Origin of the sequence: Streptomyces sp. NBC_00358 (genome assembly GCF_036099295.1) — a bacterium.
Lineage (GTDB): Bacteria > Actinomycetota > Actinomycetes > Streptomycetales > Streptomycetaceae > Streptomyces.
In genome coordinates this window covers 8,169,496-8,189,222 of sequence record NZ_CP107976.1, presented here as the reverse complement: position 1 = coordinate 8,189,222, position 19,727 = coordinate 8,169,496, and the positions used below count along the sequence as shown (strand labels likewise).

General features: G+C 72.8%; 18 protein-coding genes. 11 read left to right on the top strand and 7 right to left on the bottom strand.

Translation table 11 applies throughout. The annotated features are described in order from the left end of the window. Positions 1-3: 3 nt before the first annotated feature. The 4 genes from OHT01_RS35055 to OHT01_RS35040 all read left to right on the top strand — a co-directional run bounded on the left by OHT01_RS35055 (position 4) and on the right by OHT01_RS35040 (position 4,680). Positions 4-420: a DUF6643 family protein gene (locus OHT01_RS35055; protein WP_328557126.1), complete on the top strand. Its 417-nt coding sequence runs from the start codon at positions 4-6 to the stop codon at positions 418-420. 45 nt (positions 421-465) lie between these two features. Next, entirely contained in the window at positions 466-1,290 is an 825-nt protein-coding gene (locus OHT01_RS35050) for an MOSC domain-containing protein (protein ID WP_328557125.1), read from the top strand. A 184-nt stretch (positions 1,291-1,474) separates the two neighbouring features. Next, positions 1,475-2,080: an Rv1733c family protein gene (locus tag OHT01_RS35045; RefSeq protein WP_328557124.1), complete on the top strand. Its 606-nt coding sequence runs from the start codon at positions 1,475-1,477 to the stop codon at positions 2,078-2,080. A gap of 170 nt (positions 2,081-2,250) precedes the next feature. Beyond that, the gene (locus OHT01_RS35040) at positions 2,251-4,680 is read left to right on the top strand and encodes a right-handed parallel beta-helix repeat-containing protein (protein WP_328557123.1); all 2,430 of its coding nucleotides are present in this window, start codon (positions 2,251-2,253) and stop codon (positions 4,678-4,680) included. Here OHT01_RS35040 and OHT01_RS35035 read toward each other — a convergent pair. Then, positions 4,650-7,049, bottom strand: coding sequence for a hypothetical protein (locus OHT01_RS35035; RefSeq protein WP_328557122.1), 2,400 nt, complete (start codon positions 7,047-7,049; stop codon positions 4,650-4,652). The genes OHT01_RS35040 and OHT01_RS35035 overlap by 31 nt on opposite strands. Before the next feature lie 281 nt (positions 7,050-7,330). On the opposite strand from OHT01_RS35035, the gene OHT01_RS35030 reads away from it, so the two are divergent. Both OHT01_RS35030 and OHT01_RS35025 read left to right on the top strand, forming a co-directional pair. Continuing rightward, positions 7,331-8,161: a DeoR/GlpR family DNA-binding transcription regulator gene (locus OHT01_RS35030; protein WP_328557121.1), complete on the top strand. Its 831-nt coding sequence runs from the start codon at positions 7,331-7,333 to the stop codon at positions 8,159-8,161. A 215-nt stretch (positions 8,162-8,376) separates the two neighbouring features. Beyond that, entirely contained in the window at positions 8,377-8,856 is a 480-nt protein-coding gene (locus OHT01_RS35025; protein ID WP_328557120.1) for an SRPBCC family protein, read from the top strand. A gap of 104 nt (positions 8,857-8,960) precedes the next feature. On the opposite strand, the gene OHT01_RS35020 is transcribed toward OHT01_RS35025, so the two are convergent. Further along, a complete protein-coding gene (locus tag OHT01_RS35020; protein WP_328557119.1) occupies positions 8,961-10,085 on the bottom strand; it encodes a PLP-dependent cysteine synthase family protein in 1,125 nt (374 codons plus the stop codon). A 317-nt stretch (positions 10,086-10,402) separates the two neighbouring features. Here OHT01_RS35020 and OHT01_RS35015 point away from each other — a divergent pair, with 317 nt between their 5' ends. Further along, positions 10,403-10,726, top strand: a complete 324-nt coding sequence (locus OHT01_RS35015; protein WP_328557118.1) for a hypothetical protein — start codon at positions 10,403-10,405, stop codon at positions 10,724-10,726. Between the two features lie 216 nt (positions 10,727-10,942). Continuing rightward, a complete protein-coding gene (locus tag OHT01_RS35010; protein ID WP_328557117.1) occupies positions 10,943-11,458 on the top strand; it encodes an ATP-binding protein in 516 nt (171 codons plus the stop codon). Positions 11,459-11,518: 60 nt separating this feature from the next. Here the strand turns inward: OHT01_RS35010 and OHT01_RS35005 are convergent, their stop codons facing one another. Genes OHT01_RS35005 through OHT01_RS34995 form a run of 3 tightly spaced genes read right to left on the bottom strand, consistent with a single transcriptional unit; the run spans position 11,519 to position 15,164 of the window. Next, positions 11,519-14,080 carry an ABC transporter permease gene (locus OHT01_RS35005; protein ID WP_328557116.1) on the bottom strand — a complete coding sequence of 854 codons (2,562 nt, stop codon included), beginning with the start codon at positions 14,078-14,080 and terminating at the stop codon, positions 11,519-11,521. Then, entirely contained in the window at positions 14,077-14,859 is a 783-nt protein-coding gene (locus OHT01_RS35000) for an ABC transporter ATP-binding protein (protein ID WP_328557115.1), read from the bottom strand. Before OHT01_RS35000 ends, OHT01_RS35005 begins: the two co-directional genes overlap by 4 nt. Next, positions 14,856-15,164 (bottom strand): SHOCT domain-containing protein, encoded by a 309-nt coding sequence (locus tag OHT01_RS34995; protein WP_328557114.1) that lies wholly within the window; start codon positions 15,162-15,164, stop codon positions 14,856-14,858. Before OHT01_RS34995 ends, OHT01_RS35000 begins: the two co-directional genes overlap by 4 nt. 218 nt (positions 15,165-15,382) lie before the next feature. Here OHT01_RS34995 and OHT01_RS34990 point away from each other — a divergent pair, with 218 nt between their 5' ends. The 3 genes from OHT01_RS34990 to OHT01_RS34980 all read left to right on the top strand — a co-directional run bounded on the left by OHT01_RS34990 (position 15,383) and on the right by OHT01_RS34980 (position 17,512). After that, positions 15,383-15,943 (top strand): TetR/AcrR family transcriptional regulator, encoded by a 561-nt coding sequence (locus tag OHT01_RS34990; protein WP_328557113.1) that lies wholly within the window; start codon positions 15,383-15,385, stop codon positions 15,941-15,943. 67 nt (positions 15,944-16,010) lie between these two features. Continuing rightward, entirely contained in the window at positions 16,011-16,595 is a 585-nt protein-coding gene (locus OHT01_RS34985) for a DUF4865 family protein (RefSeq protein WP_328557112.1), read from the top strand. A gap of 5 nt (positions 16,596-16,600) precedes the next feature. Next, on the top strand, positions 16,601-17,512 hold the full coding sequence (locus OHT01_RS34980; protein ID WP_328557111.1) for a phosphotriesterase family protein: 912 nt from the start codon (positions 16,601-16,603) through the stop codon (positions 17,510-17,512). A gap of 26 nt (positions 17,513-17,538) precedes the next feature. Here the strand turns inward: OHT01_RS34980 and OHT01_RS34975 are convergent, their stop codons facing one another. Then, positions 17,539-18,777 carry an ROK family protein gene (locus OHT01_RS34975; protein WP_328557110.1) on the bottom strand — a complete coding sequence of 413 codons (1,239 nt, stop codon included), beginning with the start codon at positions 18,775-18,777 and terminating at the stop codon, positions 17,539-17,541. A gap of 214 nt (positions 18,778-18,991) precedes the next feature. Further along, positions 18,992-19,669 carry an alpha-ketoglutarate-dependent dioxygenase AlkB family protein gene (locus tag OHT01_RS34970; protein WP_328558372.1) on the bottom strand — a complete coding sequence of 226 codons (678 nt, stop codon included), beginning with the start codon at positions 19,667-19,669 and terminating at the stop codon, positions 18,992-18,994. Positions 19,670-19,727: the final 58 nt, after the last annotated feature.

Below are 19,727 nucleotides of genomic sequence, written 5' to 3'. Positions count from 1 at the left end.
GCCATGACCTCCCCCCGCTCCACCTATGGCGGCGGTTACTACTCCGCCTTCCAGGACACCCCGATCTACGACTCCCTCGTCGCTGAGCGGGGTACCCCTCAGATCGCCCCGATCCGGGTCCCTTCCGCCTACGACTCGGGCAGCAACAACCTCCCGGCACTGCCGTCCGCGCTCCCCGCGCTGCCGGCCGGCCCCTCCTCGTACGGCTACCAGCAGGCCCAGCAGCCCTCCCCGCTGCAGCAGGCCCCCTCGCCGTACATCCCGCAGCAGGCCGCGCCCAGGGGCTATCCCAGTCCTCAGCAGCAGCCCCGCCCGATGGCGGCAGGCACGGGCTACGAGGCGATGCGTCCCGCGGCTCCCCGCCCCGCCCCGGCTCCCTACCAGGACCCGTACAACAATCAGCAGTACCGGGGGTACTGACACCCCCGAACCGGATTGTCGGTGCTTCCTGGCACCATGGCGGTCATGGGGAACGCGGTACTGCACTCGATTCACGTCCATCCGGTCAAGGCGTTCCGGGGCCAGTCACTCCGGAAGTCCGAGGTGGAGCCCTGGGGGCTGGCCGGAGACCGACGCTGGGTCCTGATCGACGACGGGGGAAAGGTCGTCACACAGCGCGAGCAACCGCTTCTGGCACTGGCCGCCGCCGAGACACTCTCCGGCGGCGGCCTGCGTCTGTCCGCCGAGGGCCGCGAGCCGCTGAGTGTCCCCGTGCCCGACCCGGTCGGTACGACGACCGTGGAGATCTTCGGCGACAAGGTGGAAGCGGTACTCGCCGGCCCGGCCGCCCACGACTGGTGCAGCGGCTATCTGGGCACCGACGTGCGCTTGGCCCACATGGACGATCCCGCCTCCCGCCGGCCCGTCGAGCCGGACTTCGCACTGCCGGGCGAGACGGTCAGCTTCGCCGACGGCTATCCGCTGCTGGTCACCACGCTCGGATCGCTGGACGCGCTGAACTCCTTGATCGCGCGGGGTGACCACGCCGAGGAGGGCCCTCTGCCGATGAACCGTTTCCGGCCGAATGTCGTGGTCTCCGGCACGGAGGCCTGGGCCGAGGACGGCTGGTCGCGGATCTCCATCGGCGAAGTCACCTTCCGGGTCACCAAGATGTGCGGCCGGTGCGTCGTCACCACGACCGACCAGAGCACGGCCCGTCGCGGCAAGGAGCCCCTGCGCACGCTCGCCCGCCACCGTCGCTTCGCCGGCAAGCTGATGTTCGGCCAGAACCTGGTGCCCGAGTCCCGCGGGTCGGTGCGGGTCGGCGACCCGGTCACGGTGCTCGCCTGACCGCGGGACCACATTCCGCCATGGGCCGGACACGGGAACCCCGGCGCGGTGCGCGAGCGTTGAATCGGCGTGGGACGTTCGTGAAGGGCCCTGGGGGAGGGTGACGTCGCTCTCTCTTCCCCGGCCTCACGCGTGAACGGCTCCGCCGGGGGTTATCACGTACGCGGAAGGGGGGTGCGGGACGGTGCGCGCGATCATCGGTCTTTGGCGCTGGCGGCACAATCCGCTGCGCCGTACGACGGATCTCGTGGAGGCCTGGCTGGCCCTGGCCGCCCTTCTGCTCGTCCTTGTCGGCGCGCCCCTCGCGGGAGCGGCGGTGGGAGCCTCGGTCGAGGGCACGCTGCAGCAGGCCGTACGGGCCCAGCGCAAGGACCGGCACCAGGTGGCGGCCGTCGTTGTCAGGACACTGTCCCGGGGCCCGTTGTCGCCCGACCCCGAGACGTCGTCGGCGCGGGACGCCCGCAGCCGCGTCCTGGCCGTCTGGACGGCGCCGGACGGCACCCAGCAGCGCGGAGCGGCGATCGCCGCTCTCAAGTCCCCCCACCCGGGCGACCGTTTCACCCTCTGGACCGATGCGCACGGCCGAATAGTGGGCCGCCCGCTGGACAGTGCCACCGCGACGACCCACGCCGTTCTGGCCGGATTCGGCGCGGCCGTGCTGTCGGCCGGTCTCCTGGAGGCCGGCAGGCGGTTCATCGTGTGGCACATGGTCCGTCGGCGTCACGCCCGTTGGGACCGGGCGTGGGACAGGGCGGGTCCCGACTGGGGCAAGGCAGGCACCGGCAGCTGACGGCTTCCCGCTCCGGTCAACCGGGCGTCCCCGCGCACGCTACGGTGGACCGGCCGAACTGTTCGGCACCGTCGTGAGAGGCTGTCCGGCAGGGCCGGGCTCCCGGCCGACGGGGCATCAGCACGGCCTCGCAGGACCCGCGTACGACGAGGTGGGGGCACAACAGCGCCATGGCACAGGGCACGGTCCAGGTGACGCACACCGGAACCTCGCGGTGGCGGCGCCGCACGGGTGAGTACGCATCGCTGGCCGCCGCCCTGGAGGCCGCGGCCGACGGAGACGTGCTGACCATCGCTCCCGGCACCTACCGGGAGAACCTCGTGGTGGAGCGCGCGGTGACACTGCGCGGCCCCGAGGGCTCCCCCGGCTCCGTGCGCATCGCACCCGTCGACGGCGTGGCGTTGACCGTGCGCGCCTCCGCCGTGGTCCAGGACCTGCATGTGGAGGGCCAGGACTCGGCCTCGCCCGCGCTTCTCGTCGAGGAGGGCACGCCGGAACTGCTGGACATACGCGTCGTCACACGCTCTTCCGCCGGGATCGAGGTGCGCGGTGGCGCCCGCCCGACCGTGCGCCGTTGCACCGTCGACAATCCGGCGGGCGTCGGCATCGCCGTACTGGACGGCGGCGGCGGGGTGTTCGAGGAGTGCGAGGTCGTCGCGGCCGGCCAGTCGGGCGTCGCGGTCCGTGGGGGCGCGCATCCGCGTCTTGAGCGCTGCCGGGTGCACCACACTTCCGGCGCGGGTCTGTCGGCCACCGGCGAGAACTCCTCGCTGGAGGCGGTGGGTTGCGAGGTGTACGAGGTCAAGGGTTCCGGGGTGCAGATCACCGGCCGGGCCACCGCCCATCTCACCGACTGCGACGTGCACCGCACGACCGCGGACGGTGTCACCCTCGACACGGACGCGGTACTCACCCTCGCCGACTGCCGCATCCACGACATCCCGGAGAACGCGGTCGATCTGCGCTCGCGCTCGGTGCTCACGCTGACCCGTACGACCGTGCGGCAGTTCGGGCGCAACGGCCTCTCGGTCTGGGACCCGGGCACCCGCGTGGACGCCAACCAGTGCGAGATCTTCGACAGCACGGGCGACTACCCCGCGGTGTGGGTGAGCGACGGCGCGACCGCGGTGCTGGACTCGTGCCGGGTGCACGACGTGCCGGACGCGCTGTTCGTCCTCGACCGGGGTTCGCGCGCGGACGTGGTCGACTGCGACATCTCGCAGGTGCGCAACACGGCGGTGTCGGTGAGCGACGGTGCCACCGCGCAGCTCGACGACTGCCGTATCCGGGACGCCGCGACAGGTGCCTGGTTCCGCGACCACGGCAGCGGCGGCACTCTGTCCGGCTGTGTCGTGGACGGCACACAGACCGGCGTGATCGTCACCAAGGGCGCCGATCCGACCATCGAGCGCTGCACGGTCACCTCTCCCGCCGAGGCGGGCTTCTACGTGTCGGCGGACGGCCGCGGCAGCTTCCTGAACTGCCGGGTGGCGGACAGCGGGGGCTACGGCTTCCATGTGATCGACGGCTGCCGTGCGACCCTGCGCAAATGCCGTACGGAGCGGTGCGCGCGCGGAGGTTACGAGTTCGCCGACGGCGGCTCGGCATCCGGCGGAGGTCCCGTCGTGGAGGACTGCGCGAGCGACGAGAGCACCGGACTGCGCATCCCGGCGCACGAGTCGGCCGTCGAGACGGCGGCCTCGTCCGCGAGTCTGCTGGGGGCCATCCCCGGCCAGCGCAGCACCGCGCGGGAACCGCTCGTCACCGCCGTGGAGCCCGCGGAGCCGGCCCGCGGATCGAAGATCGTCCTCGGTGAACTCGACACTCTGGTGGGCCTGGACAACGTCAAGCGCGAGGTGCGCGCCCTCACCGACATGATCGAGGTGGGCCGGCGCCGGCAGCAGGCGGGCCTCAAGGCGGCGTCCGCCAGGCGCCATCTCGTCTTCACCGGCTCCCCCGGTACCGGCAAGACGACCGTCGCCCGGCTCTACGGCGAGATCCTGGCCTCGCTGGGTGTGCTGGAGAAGGGGCATCTGGTCGAGGTGTCCCGGGTGGACCTGGTCGGCGAGCACATCGGGTCGACCGCGATCCGCACCCAGGAGGCGTTCGACCGGGCGCGCGGTGGCGTGCTGTTCATCGACGAAGCGTACGCGCTGTCGCCGGAGGACTCGGGCCGCGACTTCGGCCGCGAGGCCATCGACACGCTGGTGAAGCTGATGGAGGACCACCGGGAGTCGGTGGTGGTGATCGTCGCGGGGTACACCGCCGAGATGGAGCGGTTCCTGTCGGTCAACCCCGGTGTGGCGTCCCGTTTCTCACGGACCATCACCTTCAACGACTACCTCCCCGGCGAACTGCTGCGGATCGTGGAGCAGCAGGCCGAGGAGCACGAGTACCGGCTCGGTCCGGGCGCGGCCGTGGCGCTCCTGAAGTACTTCACGGCGATTCCGAAGGGGCCCGCGTTCGGCAACGGCCGCACTGCCCGGCAGACGTTCGAGGCGATGGTGGAGCGGCACGCGGGCCGGGTCGCCAAGCTGGAGGAGCCGACCACGGACGACCTGACCCTGCTCTACTCGGAGGACCTGCCGGAACTGCCCTGAGCGTCCCCGCCGGGACGCTGGCCCGGTACCTCGGGCAGCAGCCGGGCCAGCAGCAGCTCCCGCTCCTCGGCGAAGACCGGGTCCGCCTGGTAGTCGGAGTGGCCGAGCACCGGCGCGGGCAGCGGTTGCCGCTCGGTGCGCCCGTAGGCGAGCGGGTCCTTCAAGGGCTCGTGGTCGACCTCGGGGCCGCAGTCGCCGGGCAGCCGGACGGGTCCGCCGATGGGGTCGGTGCGACGGTAGAGATTGCGCCAGCAGGCGACCTCCCGGTGCAGCGAAGCCAGGGCGGCGGGGCCGAAGTGGGCCGGGAACCAGCGTCCGTACAGGCGCTCCAGAGGTGAGCCGTAGGTGAGCAGTGCGACCTTCTTGCGTACCGAAGGCTTGAGCTGCCAGGCGGCCGCGGCGGCCAGCACGCTGCCCTGGGAATGTCCGGAGAGCACGAGGCGTCCGCCGGTCGCGCGGGTCCAGGTGGCCATGCGCCAGGTGAGGTCGGGCACGGCGCGCTCGGCGTAGCAGGGCGGCGCGAAGGGATGGGCGGCGCGCGGCCAGAAGGTGCCGACGTCCCAGAGGATGCCGATGGTGCGGCGGGCGGCCGGGTCCTTGTAGGCGCGTCGGCCCCAGGTGACGAACACGATGAAGCCGAGGCCGATCAGCCAGGAGCCGAGTGCCTGGGCGGTCTCGGCCGCGCCGTGGACGAAGCCGTCGGCCCCGCGCGCGGCCTCGCTCGGGGCGTCCCCGGTGGCGAGGGCCCCGGCCAGGGTGCCGGCCCCGAGCAGCAGGGTGACGGAAGCGACGACACCGACCATCAGCGGCGCCCGGTCGGTGAGCGAGGCCATCGCGCGCGTGCCCGCGATCCGGCGGGTGCGGGCTGAGTCCCTGGCCTCGTGCGGGTAGTCGCGCTCGACGGCGAGCGACTCGCCGCGGCGCAGCCGCCAGGTGCCCCGGGCGAGCCCGCCGATGAGAGCGAGCAGTACGACGAGCAGCGGTGGGATCGCGGAGGCCTGCCAGGTCAGCAGGACGGGCGGGCCGGGGATCGAGTGGCGGGTGCCGTCGAGCCAGTCGGCGACCCGCTGGGACACGCCTCCGGACATCACACCGCCGAGCGCGCAGGCGAGCATGGCGACGGCGGGCCCCGCGAACCCGCGCATCGCGGTACGGGTGTCCAGGGGGGCGCCCGCCGCCGGGCCGGAGCCCTTGACCCGGGGGTCCGTGCGGTACAGGGCACGGGCGACCGCACCGAGCGCGATCACGAGCAGGCCCTGAACGAGGGTGAGGCCGCCGAACGTGAGGTCGCCGGGCAGGCGCCCCGTCGCGTGCCAGTGGGGCCGTGACCAGCCGGCGTACACCAGGGTGAGGGCGAGCAGGGCGATCGAGCCCAGTGGCAGTCCGCGTACCAGCGTCCGGTCGCGTCCTCGGTCGATCCGGTTCTCGCTGCGTCCGCGACGGCAGACCACCCACAGCACAACGGCCCCGCCCGCCACACACGTTGCGTTCAGGAGCCAGCCCAGGGTGTCCAGGACGGCGGGTCCGCCCGGCGCACGGTCGTGGCGGGCGGCCGAGGAGCCCACGGCCGCCGCGACGGTCAGGAAGCCCGCGGCGGTGTGCGCGGCACGCAGCCGGGCGACCAGCCGGCGCCCGTACCAGAAGCCGGGGCGGCCGAGTCCGGTGCCGTCGCTCTCCTCGTCGTGTTCGGCGGCTCGGGCCATCGGCCGCTGCGACTCGTAGGCGCTCCAGGTGCGGTGCGACAGGTACCACAGGAGGGTGGTGAGCGCCGCGGGCACCAGGGCGGCCAGGGCGAGGCGGCGGCCCGGCTGGCTCCACCAGCCGGCGTCCGGCCGGTCCGGGGAGAGGAATCCGAGCCAGGAGTGGTTGCGTACGCACGCGCGCGTGCCGGCGCACTGCCAGGCGGCCAGGTCCAGGGCGACCTCGCAGGCGGCGGCGACCAGCAGCACGGTGAGGGTGAGCCCGGCGAGGCGGACGAGCAGTCCGTAGAGGCGCACCGCCCGCCCTCGGCCGTGCGTGGCGGGACGCATCCAGTGCGCGAGGTTGACCACCATGAAGGGCAGCAGCAGGAGCCACAGGGCGCGGGCGCCGTTGCCGGAGGTGAGGTTGCACCATACGTAGGCCTCGCGCACCGGCCCGTCCCGGTGGTCGCCGGGGTGCTCCTCGGCGTCGGTGTCGTCGGCGCGCCGGAAGACGGCAGCCGTCGTGTCGCCGGTGATCCGGACCGTCCGCGGATCGTTCAGCATCTCCTCCGGCGTGGTGCCGCCGACCCCGTGCACCAGGAGTTCCAGGGTGATCCCGGCCGGTTCGGGCCGCTGTGCGGGGCTGCCGGGCTCCCCGTCGACGGCGTGTTCCCGCGCACGTTCCACTGTCCGCACTTCCCCCGTGCCGCGTGTGTCTCCTGTGTCATGTGCAGGCACAAGCGTCTCGCGCTGCGGGGCGCGCGCACACCTGAACGCACGGAATCTCCCCGATACGTGTGAACGTGGCGGCGCGGAAGGGACGCCGTGGGCGTACGGGCAGTGGCGCGACTGCCGGTGTCCCGTGCGAGGATGGGTCGTCCTCCAGACCTCGGACAAGGAGAATGTCCACGTGGGAGCGGGTTCGGGCGGAGTGTCGGGCAGTCAGCGACGAAAGGACCGGAGCGGTCGTGAGTGAGAATCAGAACCTCCTCGCGGAGCAGCGTCGCGCTCTGATCCTCGACGAGGTGCGCCGCCGCGGCGGCGTCCGCGTGAACGAGCTGACGCGAAGACTCGGCGTCTCCGACATGACGGTCCGCCGTGACCTCGACGCGCTGGCCCGTCAGGGTGTCGTCGAGAAGGTGCACGGCGGCGCGGTGCCGGTGGTCGAGGCGAGCACGCACGAACCGGGTTTCGAGGCCAAGTCGGGTCTGGAGCTCACCGCCAAGGAGGACATCGCGCGGGCCGCCGCCGAGTTGGTCGCGCCGGGCTCGGCGATCGCCCTCTCCGGCGGCACGACGACGTACGCGCTGGCCCATCAACTCGTGGACGTCCCGGACCTGACCGTGGTCACCAACTCGGTACGCGTGGCTGATGTGTTCCACTCGGCGCAGCGCACCTCCGGTCAGCGTCAGGGCGCCGCGACCGTCGTGCTCACCGGCGGGGTGCGCACGCCGTCCGACTCCCTCGTCGGGCCGGTGGCCGATCAGGCCATCGCCGCACTGCACTTCGACGTCCTCTTCCTCGGTGTGCACGGCATATCGGCCGAGGCGGGGCTGTCGACGCCCAACCTCGCGGAGGCGGAGACCAACCGGCGGCTCGTGCAGTCCGCTCGACGCGTCATCGTGATCGCGGACCACACCAAGTGGGGCACGGTGGGCCTCAGTTCGTTCGCCGCGCTGGAGCAGGTCGACACGCTGGTGACCGACGGCGGGATGCCCGCCGAGGCCCGCGCGGAGATCGCGGAGCACCTGCGGCGCCTGGTCGTGGCCGGTGAACCCGAGGACGATACAGACATCTGAGGGTCCGCCAGCTAGGGTGACGCTGCCCGCGCCGCCGGTCACGCCGTCGGCGCCGTCCGTGGTGCGGGTGCGCCCGTACCGTCGCTCGCGGTCGAGGGGGCCCGGTTCCGGCAGCCGGCCGGGCGGGTCGGTCGCGTGAACCGGCCGCGGACAGGCCGGGGCGTTCCGCGCTCACACGGAAGCCGGGACCCGGTTCCGGCAAGGGGGGTTCGCACATGGCACGTCGTCTGCGTCCGGTGGGACCCGACTTCGTCGAGACCGCTCCGCTGCGCCTGGTGTTCGCTCGTGAGCTGGCCGCGCCTCCCGAGGCGGTCTTCTCCGCGCTCGCCGAGGACGTGTCCGGGTGGAGCGAGTGGTTCTCCGCGGTCACGCGCGCCACGCCCACGGCGGACGGCGCGGGGCGCGAGGTGCGGCTCCGCGGCGGGACACGCTTCGAGGAGACCGTCCTGGTCGCCGAGGCTCCCGAGGTGTACACGTACCGGGCCGACGCCACGAACGCGCCGGGTCTGCGCGCCCTGGTCGAGGAGTGGCGGCTGCTGCCCGCGGGCAGCGGCACGCGCGTGCAATGGACCTTCGCGGCCGACGGAACGGCCTTCTTCCGGGCGGCTCTCACCGTGGGGCGGGGCGGCCTGGGCCGCGCCTTCCGCGGCGCGGTCACGGCACTTGACCTCAGGCTGGCCTCGGCACCGGCCTGAGCCGCCGGCGCCGGGGCGCCCGGCGGCCGAGACGCCGTACAACCGGGCGCCCCGGGGCGGGGGTTGGGAGAGCGCGGCCATGCAGTCCGTCCCGCCGTCACCGGTCAGTCCGGCCAGACGCCCGTCCGCAGCAGGGAGTTGATCGCCGCCGTGTACGGCGCGATGTCCAGGCCCTGTTCGGCCAGCCACGCGTCCGAGTAGTACTTGTCGAGATAACGGTCCCCGGGGTCGCACAGCAGCGTCACCACGCTTCCTCTGCGCCCCTCGGCCACCATCTCGGCGACGATCTTCAGGGAGCTCCACAGGCCGGTGCCGGTCGAGCCGCCCGCCTTGCGGCCGATGGCCTGCTCCAGGGCGCGTACGGCGGCGACGCTCGCCGCGTCCGGCACCTTCATCATGCGGTCGATGGCCCCGGGCACGAAGCTCGGCTCCATGCGCGGTCTGCCGATGCCCTCGATGCGTGAGCCTCGGTCGCAGGTGACGTTCGGATCACCGGCGGTCCAGCCCTCGAAGAAGCAGGAGTTCTCCGGGTCGGCCACACAGATACGGGTGTCCGCCTGCATGTAGTGGACGTAGCGGGCGAGGGTCGCCGAGGTACCGCCGGTGCCGGCCGTGGCGACGATCCACGCGGGCTCCGGAAAACGCTCCAACGCCAGCTGACGGAAGATGGATTCGGCGATGTTGTTGTTCCCGCGCCAGTCCGTGGCCCTTTCCGCATAAGTGAATTGGTCCATGTAGTGGCCGCCGGTCTCGACCGCGAGGGCGGCCGACTCCGCGTAGATCTTGCGGGAATCGTCCACGAAGTGGCACTGCCCGCCGTGGAATTCGATCAGCCGGCATTTCTCCGCACTCGTGGTGCGGGGCATGACCGCGATGAAAGGAACGCCGACAAGCCCAGCGAAATACGCCTCGGAAACGGCCGTCGAACCGCTGGACGCCTCGATCACCGGGCGGCCCGGCCGAATCCAGCCGTTGCACAGGCCGTACAGGAAGAGGGAGCGGGCGAGGCGGTGCTTGAGGCTGCCGGTTGGGTGGGTCGACTCGTCCTTCAGGTAGAGGTCGACGCCCCACTGCTCGGGCAGCGGAAAGCGGAGCAGATGGGTGTCGGCCGAGCGGTTGGCATCGGCCTGGACCTTGCGGACGGCTTCTTTGAGCCAGGTCCGGTACTCCGTGTCACTGCGGTCGACATCGAGGGTCTCGCCCGTCCGGGTCTGCTGGGGAGTGCTCACGGGATGGCTCCTAACGCATGGTGCCGACACCGCTTCAACCGGTCGGACTCCTCGATCATAAGCACCTTCCGTACGCTTCTCACCTGCATAAACACACCTTTGGGCCGCTCAAAGGCGCCCCTGGGGGGAGGGTGTGGATCCGGATCGAGGGGGCGCATCCCGGCCTTTGCTCCCGTCGCCGCCACCACCTCGTCATACGCACTGGTGCTCGACGCCACCTGCGGGCAGACTGCACCGAACGGGGCGAACGCCCCCGACCTGGACGCACACTGGGTCACGACAGGGCACAGCCGGAGCGCACAAGGGGGCGGGGCATCATGGCGGAGCCGGAGTTCACGGCCACGGGCGTGCGGATCGGGAAGCGGCTGCGGTCGCTCACCCGGGCCGGACAGGTCCGGATCAGCGACGGCAGGCTGGAACTGCTCACCAGCTACGGCAGCGAGATCGACAGCGCGCCGGTGCAGGCGGTGCGAGCGTCGAAACCGTGGTTCGCGCACGAGGACCGGGCGTCGGCCGACGTCAACGGCACGCGCTACTCCCTCACGCTCGGCGAGCACGATCCCGCGCCCGGCCGGCCGGGACCGCCCTCGGCGCGCCGCTTCATCGAAGCGGTCCGCAGGGCGGCGGGACGCAGCGGCTGAGCCGCGCCCACACCCGCGCCACGAGTCCTGAGGCGCCGCGAGTTGCGGGACCGTGCCCCTTGGGCCACTCTGATGTCACATCACTACTCTGGGTTTACCGGCGATAACGCTACGAACCAGCCCGCCGGTCACCGCAGCAGGCGGCCGTTCCTCTCAGCCACTCTGCTGGATCCGATCTCCGTCTTCTTCCGGACCTCAATTCGGGGAGTCGCAGCCGTGATCAGCCAGCCAAGCAGGCATTGCACGGTGGAGCTCCAAGCCCTGCCGTCGCGGATCGGCCAGGTCCGCAGAATCGTCTCTGCGCAGTTGCGCTACTGGCATCTGGACCCCTTGATAGACCGGGCCGCACTCGGAGTCACCGAGTTGCTGACCAATGTCCACCGGCACGCCCAGCCGGACAAGATCTGCACCGTGGAGATCGAGCTTCAGCTCGACCGGCTCACTGTCTCGGTGCACGACCACGATCCGCGGCTTCCCGTGATTCGGGAAGCCGACCCCGGCTCCACCTGCGGACGCGGCCTCGCCATGGTCGCGGCGGTGAGCGAGAGCTGGGGTGTGCGGCCCGACGGCGAGTCGGGCAAGGTCGTGTGGTTCACGCTTCCGGCGTCGACGCCCGTGGTGGCGGCCTCACTTCGTTCGCCCTACGAGATCGCGGGCGAGGCCACCCTTCGGCACACCGTCGACGTGCTGCGGCCGGAACACGCTCCCGCCCGGTCCGCCGTTCCCGGCTGACCGGGCGGTGACCCCCTCGCGTACGCCGCTCGTTCGCGGGCGTCGTACGACCATGGGGGCTCACTCCGCGGCGATGGCCCGCAGCACGTCCAGGCGTGCCGCCCGTCGTGCCGGACGCAGTCCCGCGACGGCTCCGGCAGCGAGACCCACCAGCGCCACCACCATGAGCCGCAGCGGCGGGACCGCGAAGGCGAAGGCGCTGTCCGACACGCCGTCGGAGGCCTCGACGAGCACCCAGCCGAGGAAGGCACCCAGGGCGAGCCCGCCCGCCGTGCCGAAGGCGGCGACGAGGACCGACTCCCAGCGGACCATGGCACGCAACTGTGCCCGGGTCTGCCCGACGGCCCGCAGCAGTCCGAGTTCCCGCGTGCGCTCGTGGACCGCGAGCGTCAGGGTGTTGGCGATACCGAGCAGGGCGATGAGCACCGCGAGGGCGAGCAGGGCGTAGACCAGGGTCAGCATCATGTCGATGCCGCCCGCCGAGGACTGCGCGTACTCGTCCCGGGTCTGCACCTCGGGACCGCCGTACCGCTCGGCGACCTTCTTCACCGCGGCTTTGCCCTCCGCCGTGCTCACGCCGTCCTTGAAGGAGACGGCGACGAGCGTGTCGGCGTCCTGGGTGCGGTGCGGGGCCCAGGCGGCGCGGGTGATGACGTAGTCGCCCGCGAGTTCCGACCGGCCGTAGACGGCGCGGACGGTGAAGTCCAGCCGCTGCCCGTCGGTGAAGGTGAGGCGGGCCGTGCCGCCGGGCACCAGATGCTCTCTGTCGGCCTCCTTGCGGGTGACGGCGATGCCGTCGGCGCCGAGACCGCTCAGCGATCCCTGTACGTCGCCGAGGTCGAGGACCTTGCCGAGTGCGGCGGGGTCCGTGACCGTCAACGCTCGTCCCTTGCCGTTGACTTCGGCGACGCCCCTGCCCAGCCCGACGGCGTACGCGACCGTCGGCTGCCGCGCGATGGCCGGGGCCAGCTTCGGGCTGAGCCCGCTGCCGCCCGCGCCGAACGACGGGGTGCTGACGGCGACGTCACCCGCGAAGGAGTGGGAGACCGTGCGGTCCATGGTGGTCTTGAGCGAGGCTCCGAAGACCGTGAACAGCGAGACGACGGCGACGCCGACCATCAGCGCGCCCGCGGTCGCGGCGGTCCGCTTGGGGCTGCGCAGCGCGTTGCGCCGGGCGAGTCCGCCGGTGACGCCGCGCAGCCTGCCGAGCGGCGCGCCGAGGACCCGTACGGCGGTCGTGGACGCGACCGGGCCGAGGACCACGAAGGCGGCGAGGGCCAGCACGGCGCCGAGTCCGGCGAGCCACAGCGACGGAGTCAGCAGGACTCCGGTCAGGGTGAGGGCCAGTGCCAGGGCCGCCAGTCCACCGCCGGCCACCGCTCGGCCGCGCGAGGCACCGGACTCGTCGACGGCGGTCTCCCGCAGGGCGGCGAGCGGTGCCGTGCGTCCGGCGCGTGCGGCGGGCAGCAGGGCGGAGCCGAGACAGACCACGATGCCGACGCCGAGCGGCAGCAGCATGGACAGAGCGCTGATCACCAAATCGCCCTCGGGGAAAGGGAATCCGATGGCCGGGAACAGTGCCTGGAGTCCGGCTGCGATACCGATGCCACCGGCGAGTCCCACCGCCGAGGCGGTCACGGCGACGACGCCAGCCTCCGCCAGGGTCGACACGGTGACCTGCCGGCGCGAGGCGCCCAGGGCGCGCAACAGCGCGTTCTCACGGGTGCGTTGGGCGACCACGATCGCGAAGGTGTTGTGGATGGAGAAGGTCGCGACGAGGAGCGCGATGCCGGAGAAGACGAGCAGGAGCGTGGTGAAGACGTCCAGGAACTGGCTGGAGACCATGTCGGTGTTCTCCCGCGCGGACTCCTGTCCGGTGATGGCCTCGACTCCCTTGGGGAGTACGGGAGTCAGGTCGGAGACGAGCTCGTCCTGACCGACCCCCGGGCCCGCGCGCACGCGGATGCTCGCGGCCTCGCCGGGCTTCGCGGTGAGGTGTTTCTCCGCGTCGGCCTGGGTCATGCCGGTGAAGGTCACCTGGGCCATGCCGTCCGCGCCGCCGAAGGTCGCGAGGCCCACGATCGTCACCCGGAATGGGTCGGGCGTGCGCAGGACCGTCGTGTCGCCGATCTTCAGGTGGCCCTTCTCGGCGGTGCCCCTGTTGACGACGACCTCGCCGGACTTCGCCGGGGCGCGGCCTTCGGCGAGCCGGTACGCGTTGAGCTTCGGGTCCTCGATCCAGTTGCCCGCGAGGGTGGGAGGGCCCTGGCCGCCGATGGGCTTGCCGTCGGAGCCGATGAGCTGGCCCGCGCCCTGGATGTCCGGCGCGGCGGCCGCGACGCCGGGGGTCCGCTCGATCGTCCTCACCAGATCGGTGCCGACGGGCGCGCGCGTGCCCTGGCTCTGCCCCGGCGTGGTGATGGTGTCGGCGCTGCGGACGACGGCGTCGGTGCCCTCGGCCGCGTTGCCGAACATCGTGTCGAACCCGGCGCGCAGGGTGTCGCCCATGACGAGGGTGCCGGCCAGGAAGGCGACGCCGAGGAGCACGGCGAAGAAGGTGCCCGCGAAGCGGCGTTTGTGGGAGCGCAGCGACGAGGCGCTGAGGCGCAGGGCGGCGTTCATACCGGTGCCCCCTTGCCGTCGAAGGCTTTCATGCGGTCGAGGACCTTGTCGGCCGTCGGGTTCTCCATCCGGTCCACGAGGCGTCCGTCGGCGAGGAAGACGACCTCGTCGGCGTGGGCGGCGGCGACCGGGTCGTGGGTGACCATGACGACGGTTCGGTCCATCCGGCGCACCGCACGGCCGAGCAGGTCCAGGACCTCTCCACCGGAGCGGGAGTCGAGGTTGCCGGTGGGTTCGTCGGCGAAGACGACGTCGGGCTGTCCGGCGAACGCCCTTGCCACGGCGACGCGTTGCTGCTGCCCGCCGGACAGTTCGGCGGGCCGGTGGTGGAGCCGGTCGCGCAGACCGACGACGTCGACGAGGGCGTCGATCCAGTCGCGGGAGCCCTTGGTTCCGGCCAGGTCCATGGGCAGGGCGATGTTCTCGGCGACGGTGAGCGTCGGAATCAGGTTGAACGCCTGGAAGACGAAGCCGATCCGGTCGCGGCGCAGCAGGGTCAGGCGGCGGTCGTCCAGGGTGCCGAGTTCGGTGTCGCCGATGTACGCGGCTCCCGAGGTGAGCGTGTCCAGGCCGGCCGCGCAGTGCATGAGGGTGGACTTGCCGGAACCGGAGGGCCCCATGATCGCGGTGAAGCGGCCGGCCGGGAAGCCGACGCTCACCCCGTCCAGGGCCCGCACGGCGGTGTCGCCGCCGCCGTACACCTTCACGGCCCCGGCGACACGGGCCGCGTCCCGGGGGGTGGTCATGGGTGTCGTCGTGGCGGGCGTCTTGGGCGTCATGCCGGACCGCCCTTGCCCGGGCGCCCGAACTGCTCGTCGAGGACGGAGAGGCGGCGCCAGTACTCGTCCTCGTCGATCTCCCCGGAGGCGAAGCGGCGGCCGAGCACGGCGATCGGCGAGTCGCCGGCCGGCAGGGAGCCGCCGGGGCCGAAGCCGCCCGTCGCACGCCACGGGCCACCACGGCGTCCGCGCCAGGCGGTGCGGCGCAGCACGGTCACGACGCCGATCACGACGGCCGCCCAGATCAGCGGGAAGAACAGGATCCACGGGCCGGGGCCGCCGTCCCAGTTCGCCAGGGTCTGCATCTCGAGTCATCTCCTCGGTGGAACCACGCGTCTCCGCAGGATCTCTTGGTGATGCTTCGAGACTCGCCCCAGGAGGGGGTCCGAGTCGTCGTCCGGCCAGCGGCCGTACGCGTACCCCCGGGGGAGTACGCCGGGCACCCCGGGCTGCTCCCCCGGCGCCCGCGCTTGTGACGGCAGGACCGTCGACCTCTGTACCTACTGGTATGTACAGTGGATTCATGAGCACTCCGGACCGCCTGATCGAGTCCACCCGCGAGCTGCTCTGGGAGCGCGGCTACGTGGGCACCAGCCCCAAGGCGATCCTGGAGCGGGCGGACGCGGGGCAGGGCAGCATGTACCACCACTTCGCGGGCAAGCCGGGTCTGGCGCTCGCCGCGATCCGCCGGACCGCCGAGGAGATGCGGGCCGCCGCGGAGGCTGTGCTCGGCTCGCCGGGGTCGCCGTACGAGCGGATCGAGGCCTATCTGCGCCGCGAGCGCGACGTCCTGCGCGGCTGCCCGATCGGGCGGCTCACGATGGACCCGGACGTGATCGCGGACGACGAACTGCGCGCACCGGTCGACGAGACGCTGGAATGGCTGCGCGGGCGGCTGGCCGCCATCGTCGAAGAGGGCAGGGAGCAGGGGCAGTTCGCGCCCGCGCTCGACTGCGAGGAGATCGCCGCGACGATCCTCGCCACCGTCCAGGGCGGCTACGTACTGGCACGCGCCTCCGGTTCACCGGCCGCCTTCGACGCGGGAGTCCGGGGACTGCTCGCCCTGCTGGCACCCGCCCGCTGACACGGCCGCGCCGAAACCCGAGGACCGCCGTCAGCCCTCCCCCGCGAACTCCAGGAAGGACCTTCCCATGCACGCCCTGCAGTACGAGATCACGCTTCCCGCCGACTACGACATGACCGTCGTCCGGGACCGGGTCGCCCGCGTCGGTCACCGGCTCGACGCGTGGAACGGCCTCGGGATCAAGGCGTATCTGATGCGCGAGCGCGGGGTGGACGGTTCCCCGGTCAACCAGTACGCGCCGTTCTACCTGTGGAACACGGCCGAGGGCATGAACTCCTTCCTCTGGGGCGGGGCGTTCCAGGGACTGGTGAACGACTTCGGGCGTCCGGTGGTGCGGCACTGGACCGGTCTCGCCTACGAGGAGGGCGGTGCCTCGGGATCACCGGCCGTGGTCGCGGTCCGCCGGCGCCAGGCCGTCGCGGAGGGCGTGGAGATGTCCGAGGCGATGGAGGAGGCGGCGCGCGAGGCCGGGCGGCTGGCCGCGCTGGACGGGGCAGTCTGCGCGGGTGCCGCCGTCGACCCGCGGCACTGGGAGGTCGTGCACTTCTCGCTCTGGGAACACGGCTCCCCCAAGGCGCCGGGCGACGTCTTCCAGGTGCTCCACGTGTCCGAGCCCGAGCGCGATTCGCTGCCGCGGGGCCGGCAGTGGTGAGCCCGGTGGCCACGGTCCGTACGGTCCTGGGCGACGTGCTCCCCGAACACCTCGGGGTGTGCGACGCGCACGACCACCTGTTCTTCGGCAGCCCGCGACTCCCGGGCCAGGAACTGTGCGACGCGTCCGCCGCGCGGGCCGAACTGGCCGCGTTCCGCGCTCAGGGCGGCGGCAGCGTGGTGCAGTGGACGCCTTACGGTCTGGGCAGGCGGGCCGCGGATCTGCCGCTGATCTCCCGCGACGCCGGGGTCCATGTCGTATCGGCGACCGGACTGCACCAAGCGGCGCACTACACACCGGAGTTGCTGAGCGAGCTGCGCGGAGGGCTGGCCGACGTCCTGGTCTCCGAGCTCACGACGGGCATCGGGACGACCGGGGTCCGGGCCGGACTGATCAAGGTCGCGGGCGGCTTCCACGCCCTGGACGCGCATGCCCGCTGGACGATGACGGCCGCCGCGGAGGCGCACCACGCGACCGGTGCGCCGATCGCCGTGCACCTGGAACTGGGCACCGGCGCCCTCGACGTACTCGACCTGCTGTGCGGCGAGTTGGGCGTTCCGCCGCACCGGGTGATCCTGGGGCACCTCAACCGTTCCCCGGACCCCGTGGTGCAGCGCGAGGCCGCCGAGTCGGGCGCCTACCTCGCCTTCGACGGCCCCTCCCGCGCCAACCACGGCACCGACTGGCGCATGCCCGACGCCGTACGCGCCCTCGCCGACGCCGGTTTCGGCCACCGGCTGCTGCTCGGCGGCGACACGACGACCGCGGCGGCACGCTCGGTCAACGGCGGCCCGGGGATGCCGTATCTGCTGCGGCGCGTCCGCCCGAGACTCGAACTCGCCCTGGGCAAGGACCGGGTGGACCGGATGCTCACCGAGAACGCCGGGCAGGCCTTCGCCGTCTCCTGGCGCCCCTGAAGGCTCGGCCGAGCAGCGGCCCAGGGTCAGCCGGGCAGCGCCGTCAGCGGGTCGTCCAGTACCGGCTGCCATGCCAACTCGGCTGCTCCGACAAGGCTGTTGTGGTCCAGGGTGCAGGCGAGGATCGGTACCCCGCCGCTCTGCCCCCACAGGCTGCGGTCGGCGACGACGGCGCGCAGCCGGTCCGGGTCGGCGTCCAGCAGGGCGCGGTGCAGCCCGCCGAGGATGATCCGGTCCGGATTGAGGATGTTGACGAGACCCGCGAGGCCGAGGCCGAGGCGGTCGATCAGCGCCTCGATGGCCGTGCGGACGGCCGGGTCGGCGTACTCGTCGCGGATCAGTTCGTTGGACTGCTGGAGCAGGGACACCTCGGGGCCCGGGGCCCGGCCGGCCGCGGTGAGGAAGGCCAGCGGGTCGGCCTCGACGTCGAGGCAGCCACGGCTGCCGCAGTGGCAGGGGCGGCCCTCGGGGTTGACGGTGAGGTGGCCGACTTCGAGGGCGAGCCCCGAACTGCCCGTGTGCAGGCGCCCGTCGAGCACCAGGGCGCCGCCGACGCCACGGTGTCCCGTGGCCACGCAGAGCAGGTCGCGGGCGCCCCGGCCCGCTCCGTGCCGGTGTTCGGCGAGGGCGGCGAGGTTGACGTCGTTGGCGGCGAACGCCGGACCGTCGATACCGGCGGCGCGTACCCGCTCGGCGAAGATCTGCCGGACCGGGGCGCCCGCGGGCCAGGCCAGGTGCAGCGGGTTGAGGGCGAGCCCCTCGGGTTCGGCGACGGCGGAGGGTACGGCGAGCCCGGCGCCCACACAGCGGCGTCCGGTCTCGCGGAGCAGTTCGGCGCCGGCGTCGACGACCGAGCCGAGCACTTTCGCCGGATCGGCGTCGACGGTCTCGCAGCCGGGCGCGGTCGCGACGATCCGGCCGCCGAGACCGACCAGCGCGGCGCGGAACCCGTCGGCGTGCACCTGCGCGGCCAGCGCGACAGGCCCGTCCTCGGCGACCTCCAGCCGGTGCGAGGGCCGCCCCTGCGAACCGGCGGCGGCGCCGGGCCGGGCGTCGACCCGGATCAGCCCCAGCGCCTCCAGCTCCGCGGCCACCGCGCCCGCGGTCGCCCGGGTGACGCCCAACTCGGCGGTGAGCACGGCCCGCGTCGGCGCCCGCCCGGTGTGCACGAGTTCCAGCGCCGGTCCGAGTGCCCCGCGCCCCCGGTCGAGCCGCGTCCGCGTGTTGCCATCCCCCGCCGTCCGGGAGCCCGCCTTGCCGTTCATGAGGGCGAGTCTCCCATGATCCGCTCGCGCGGGGTCCGGCCGGTCATGGCAGCCGCCGCGCGGGCCCACCCGGGCGCACGGCGGCTGTGCGTCGATCGGCCGCCGTCGATGAGCCACTGCCGACCACGGTGCCGGGCGGCCACCTCGGAGCGCACGCCGGCCGGGCGGCCCGGGGGACCGGCCGCCCCGGTCTCGTCAGCGCGGCCGTCGGCCGCTACCGCGTGGGCCCGGGCGGGAAGCCGGCGGCCCGGAGCGTGACGTTCAGCCGTCCGATCAGTCCCAACTCCGGCGGCGCGGTCCCCGCGTACACCCTCGGTACTCCGTGATACGCGAGCCGTGACGCGCCGCCGAACACGAAGAGATCGCCGCTGCGCAGCTCGACGTCGGTGTAGGGGCGCGTCCGCGACTCCGTGTTGCCGAACCGGAAGACGCAGGTGTCGCCCAGGCTCAGCGACACGACCGGGGCGTCGGACGATTCGTCGCTGTCGCGGTGCATGCCCATGCGGGCTTCGGCGTCGTAGAAGTTGATCAGCGCGATGTCGTACGGCGTGGCCCCGTCCGCGTCCAGAGCGTCGGCGCCGAGGGTGTCGGCGACCGCCTCGCGGGCCAGCTCGCCGAGCCGGCCGGGGAAGGGCTTCACCGGCGAGCCGTCGCCGTCGACCACCGTGCGCGCGTAGCCGTACGGGTACCAGTGCCAGCCCAGACAGACCTGCCGGGAGGTCATCGTGCCGCCGCCGGGGGTGCGTACCGTGCGCAGGCCCGCCGGCGGGCGCGCCCAGCCGCGGCAGGCCTCCAGGAGCAGTCGCTGGTGTTCTCCGTCCAGCCAGTCCGGGAGGTGCACGGCGCCGGGCGCGATCTCGGTCCGGTCGCGAGGGAACAGCTCCGCGTCCATCGACATGCCCTCATCCTCGCGCACTCCGGGCGCTCCCGGTCGCTTAGCCTTGACCCAC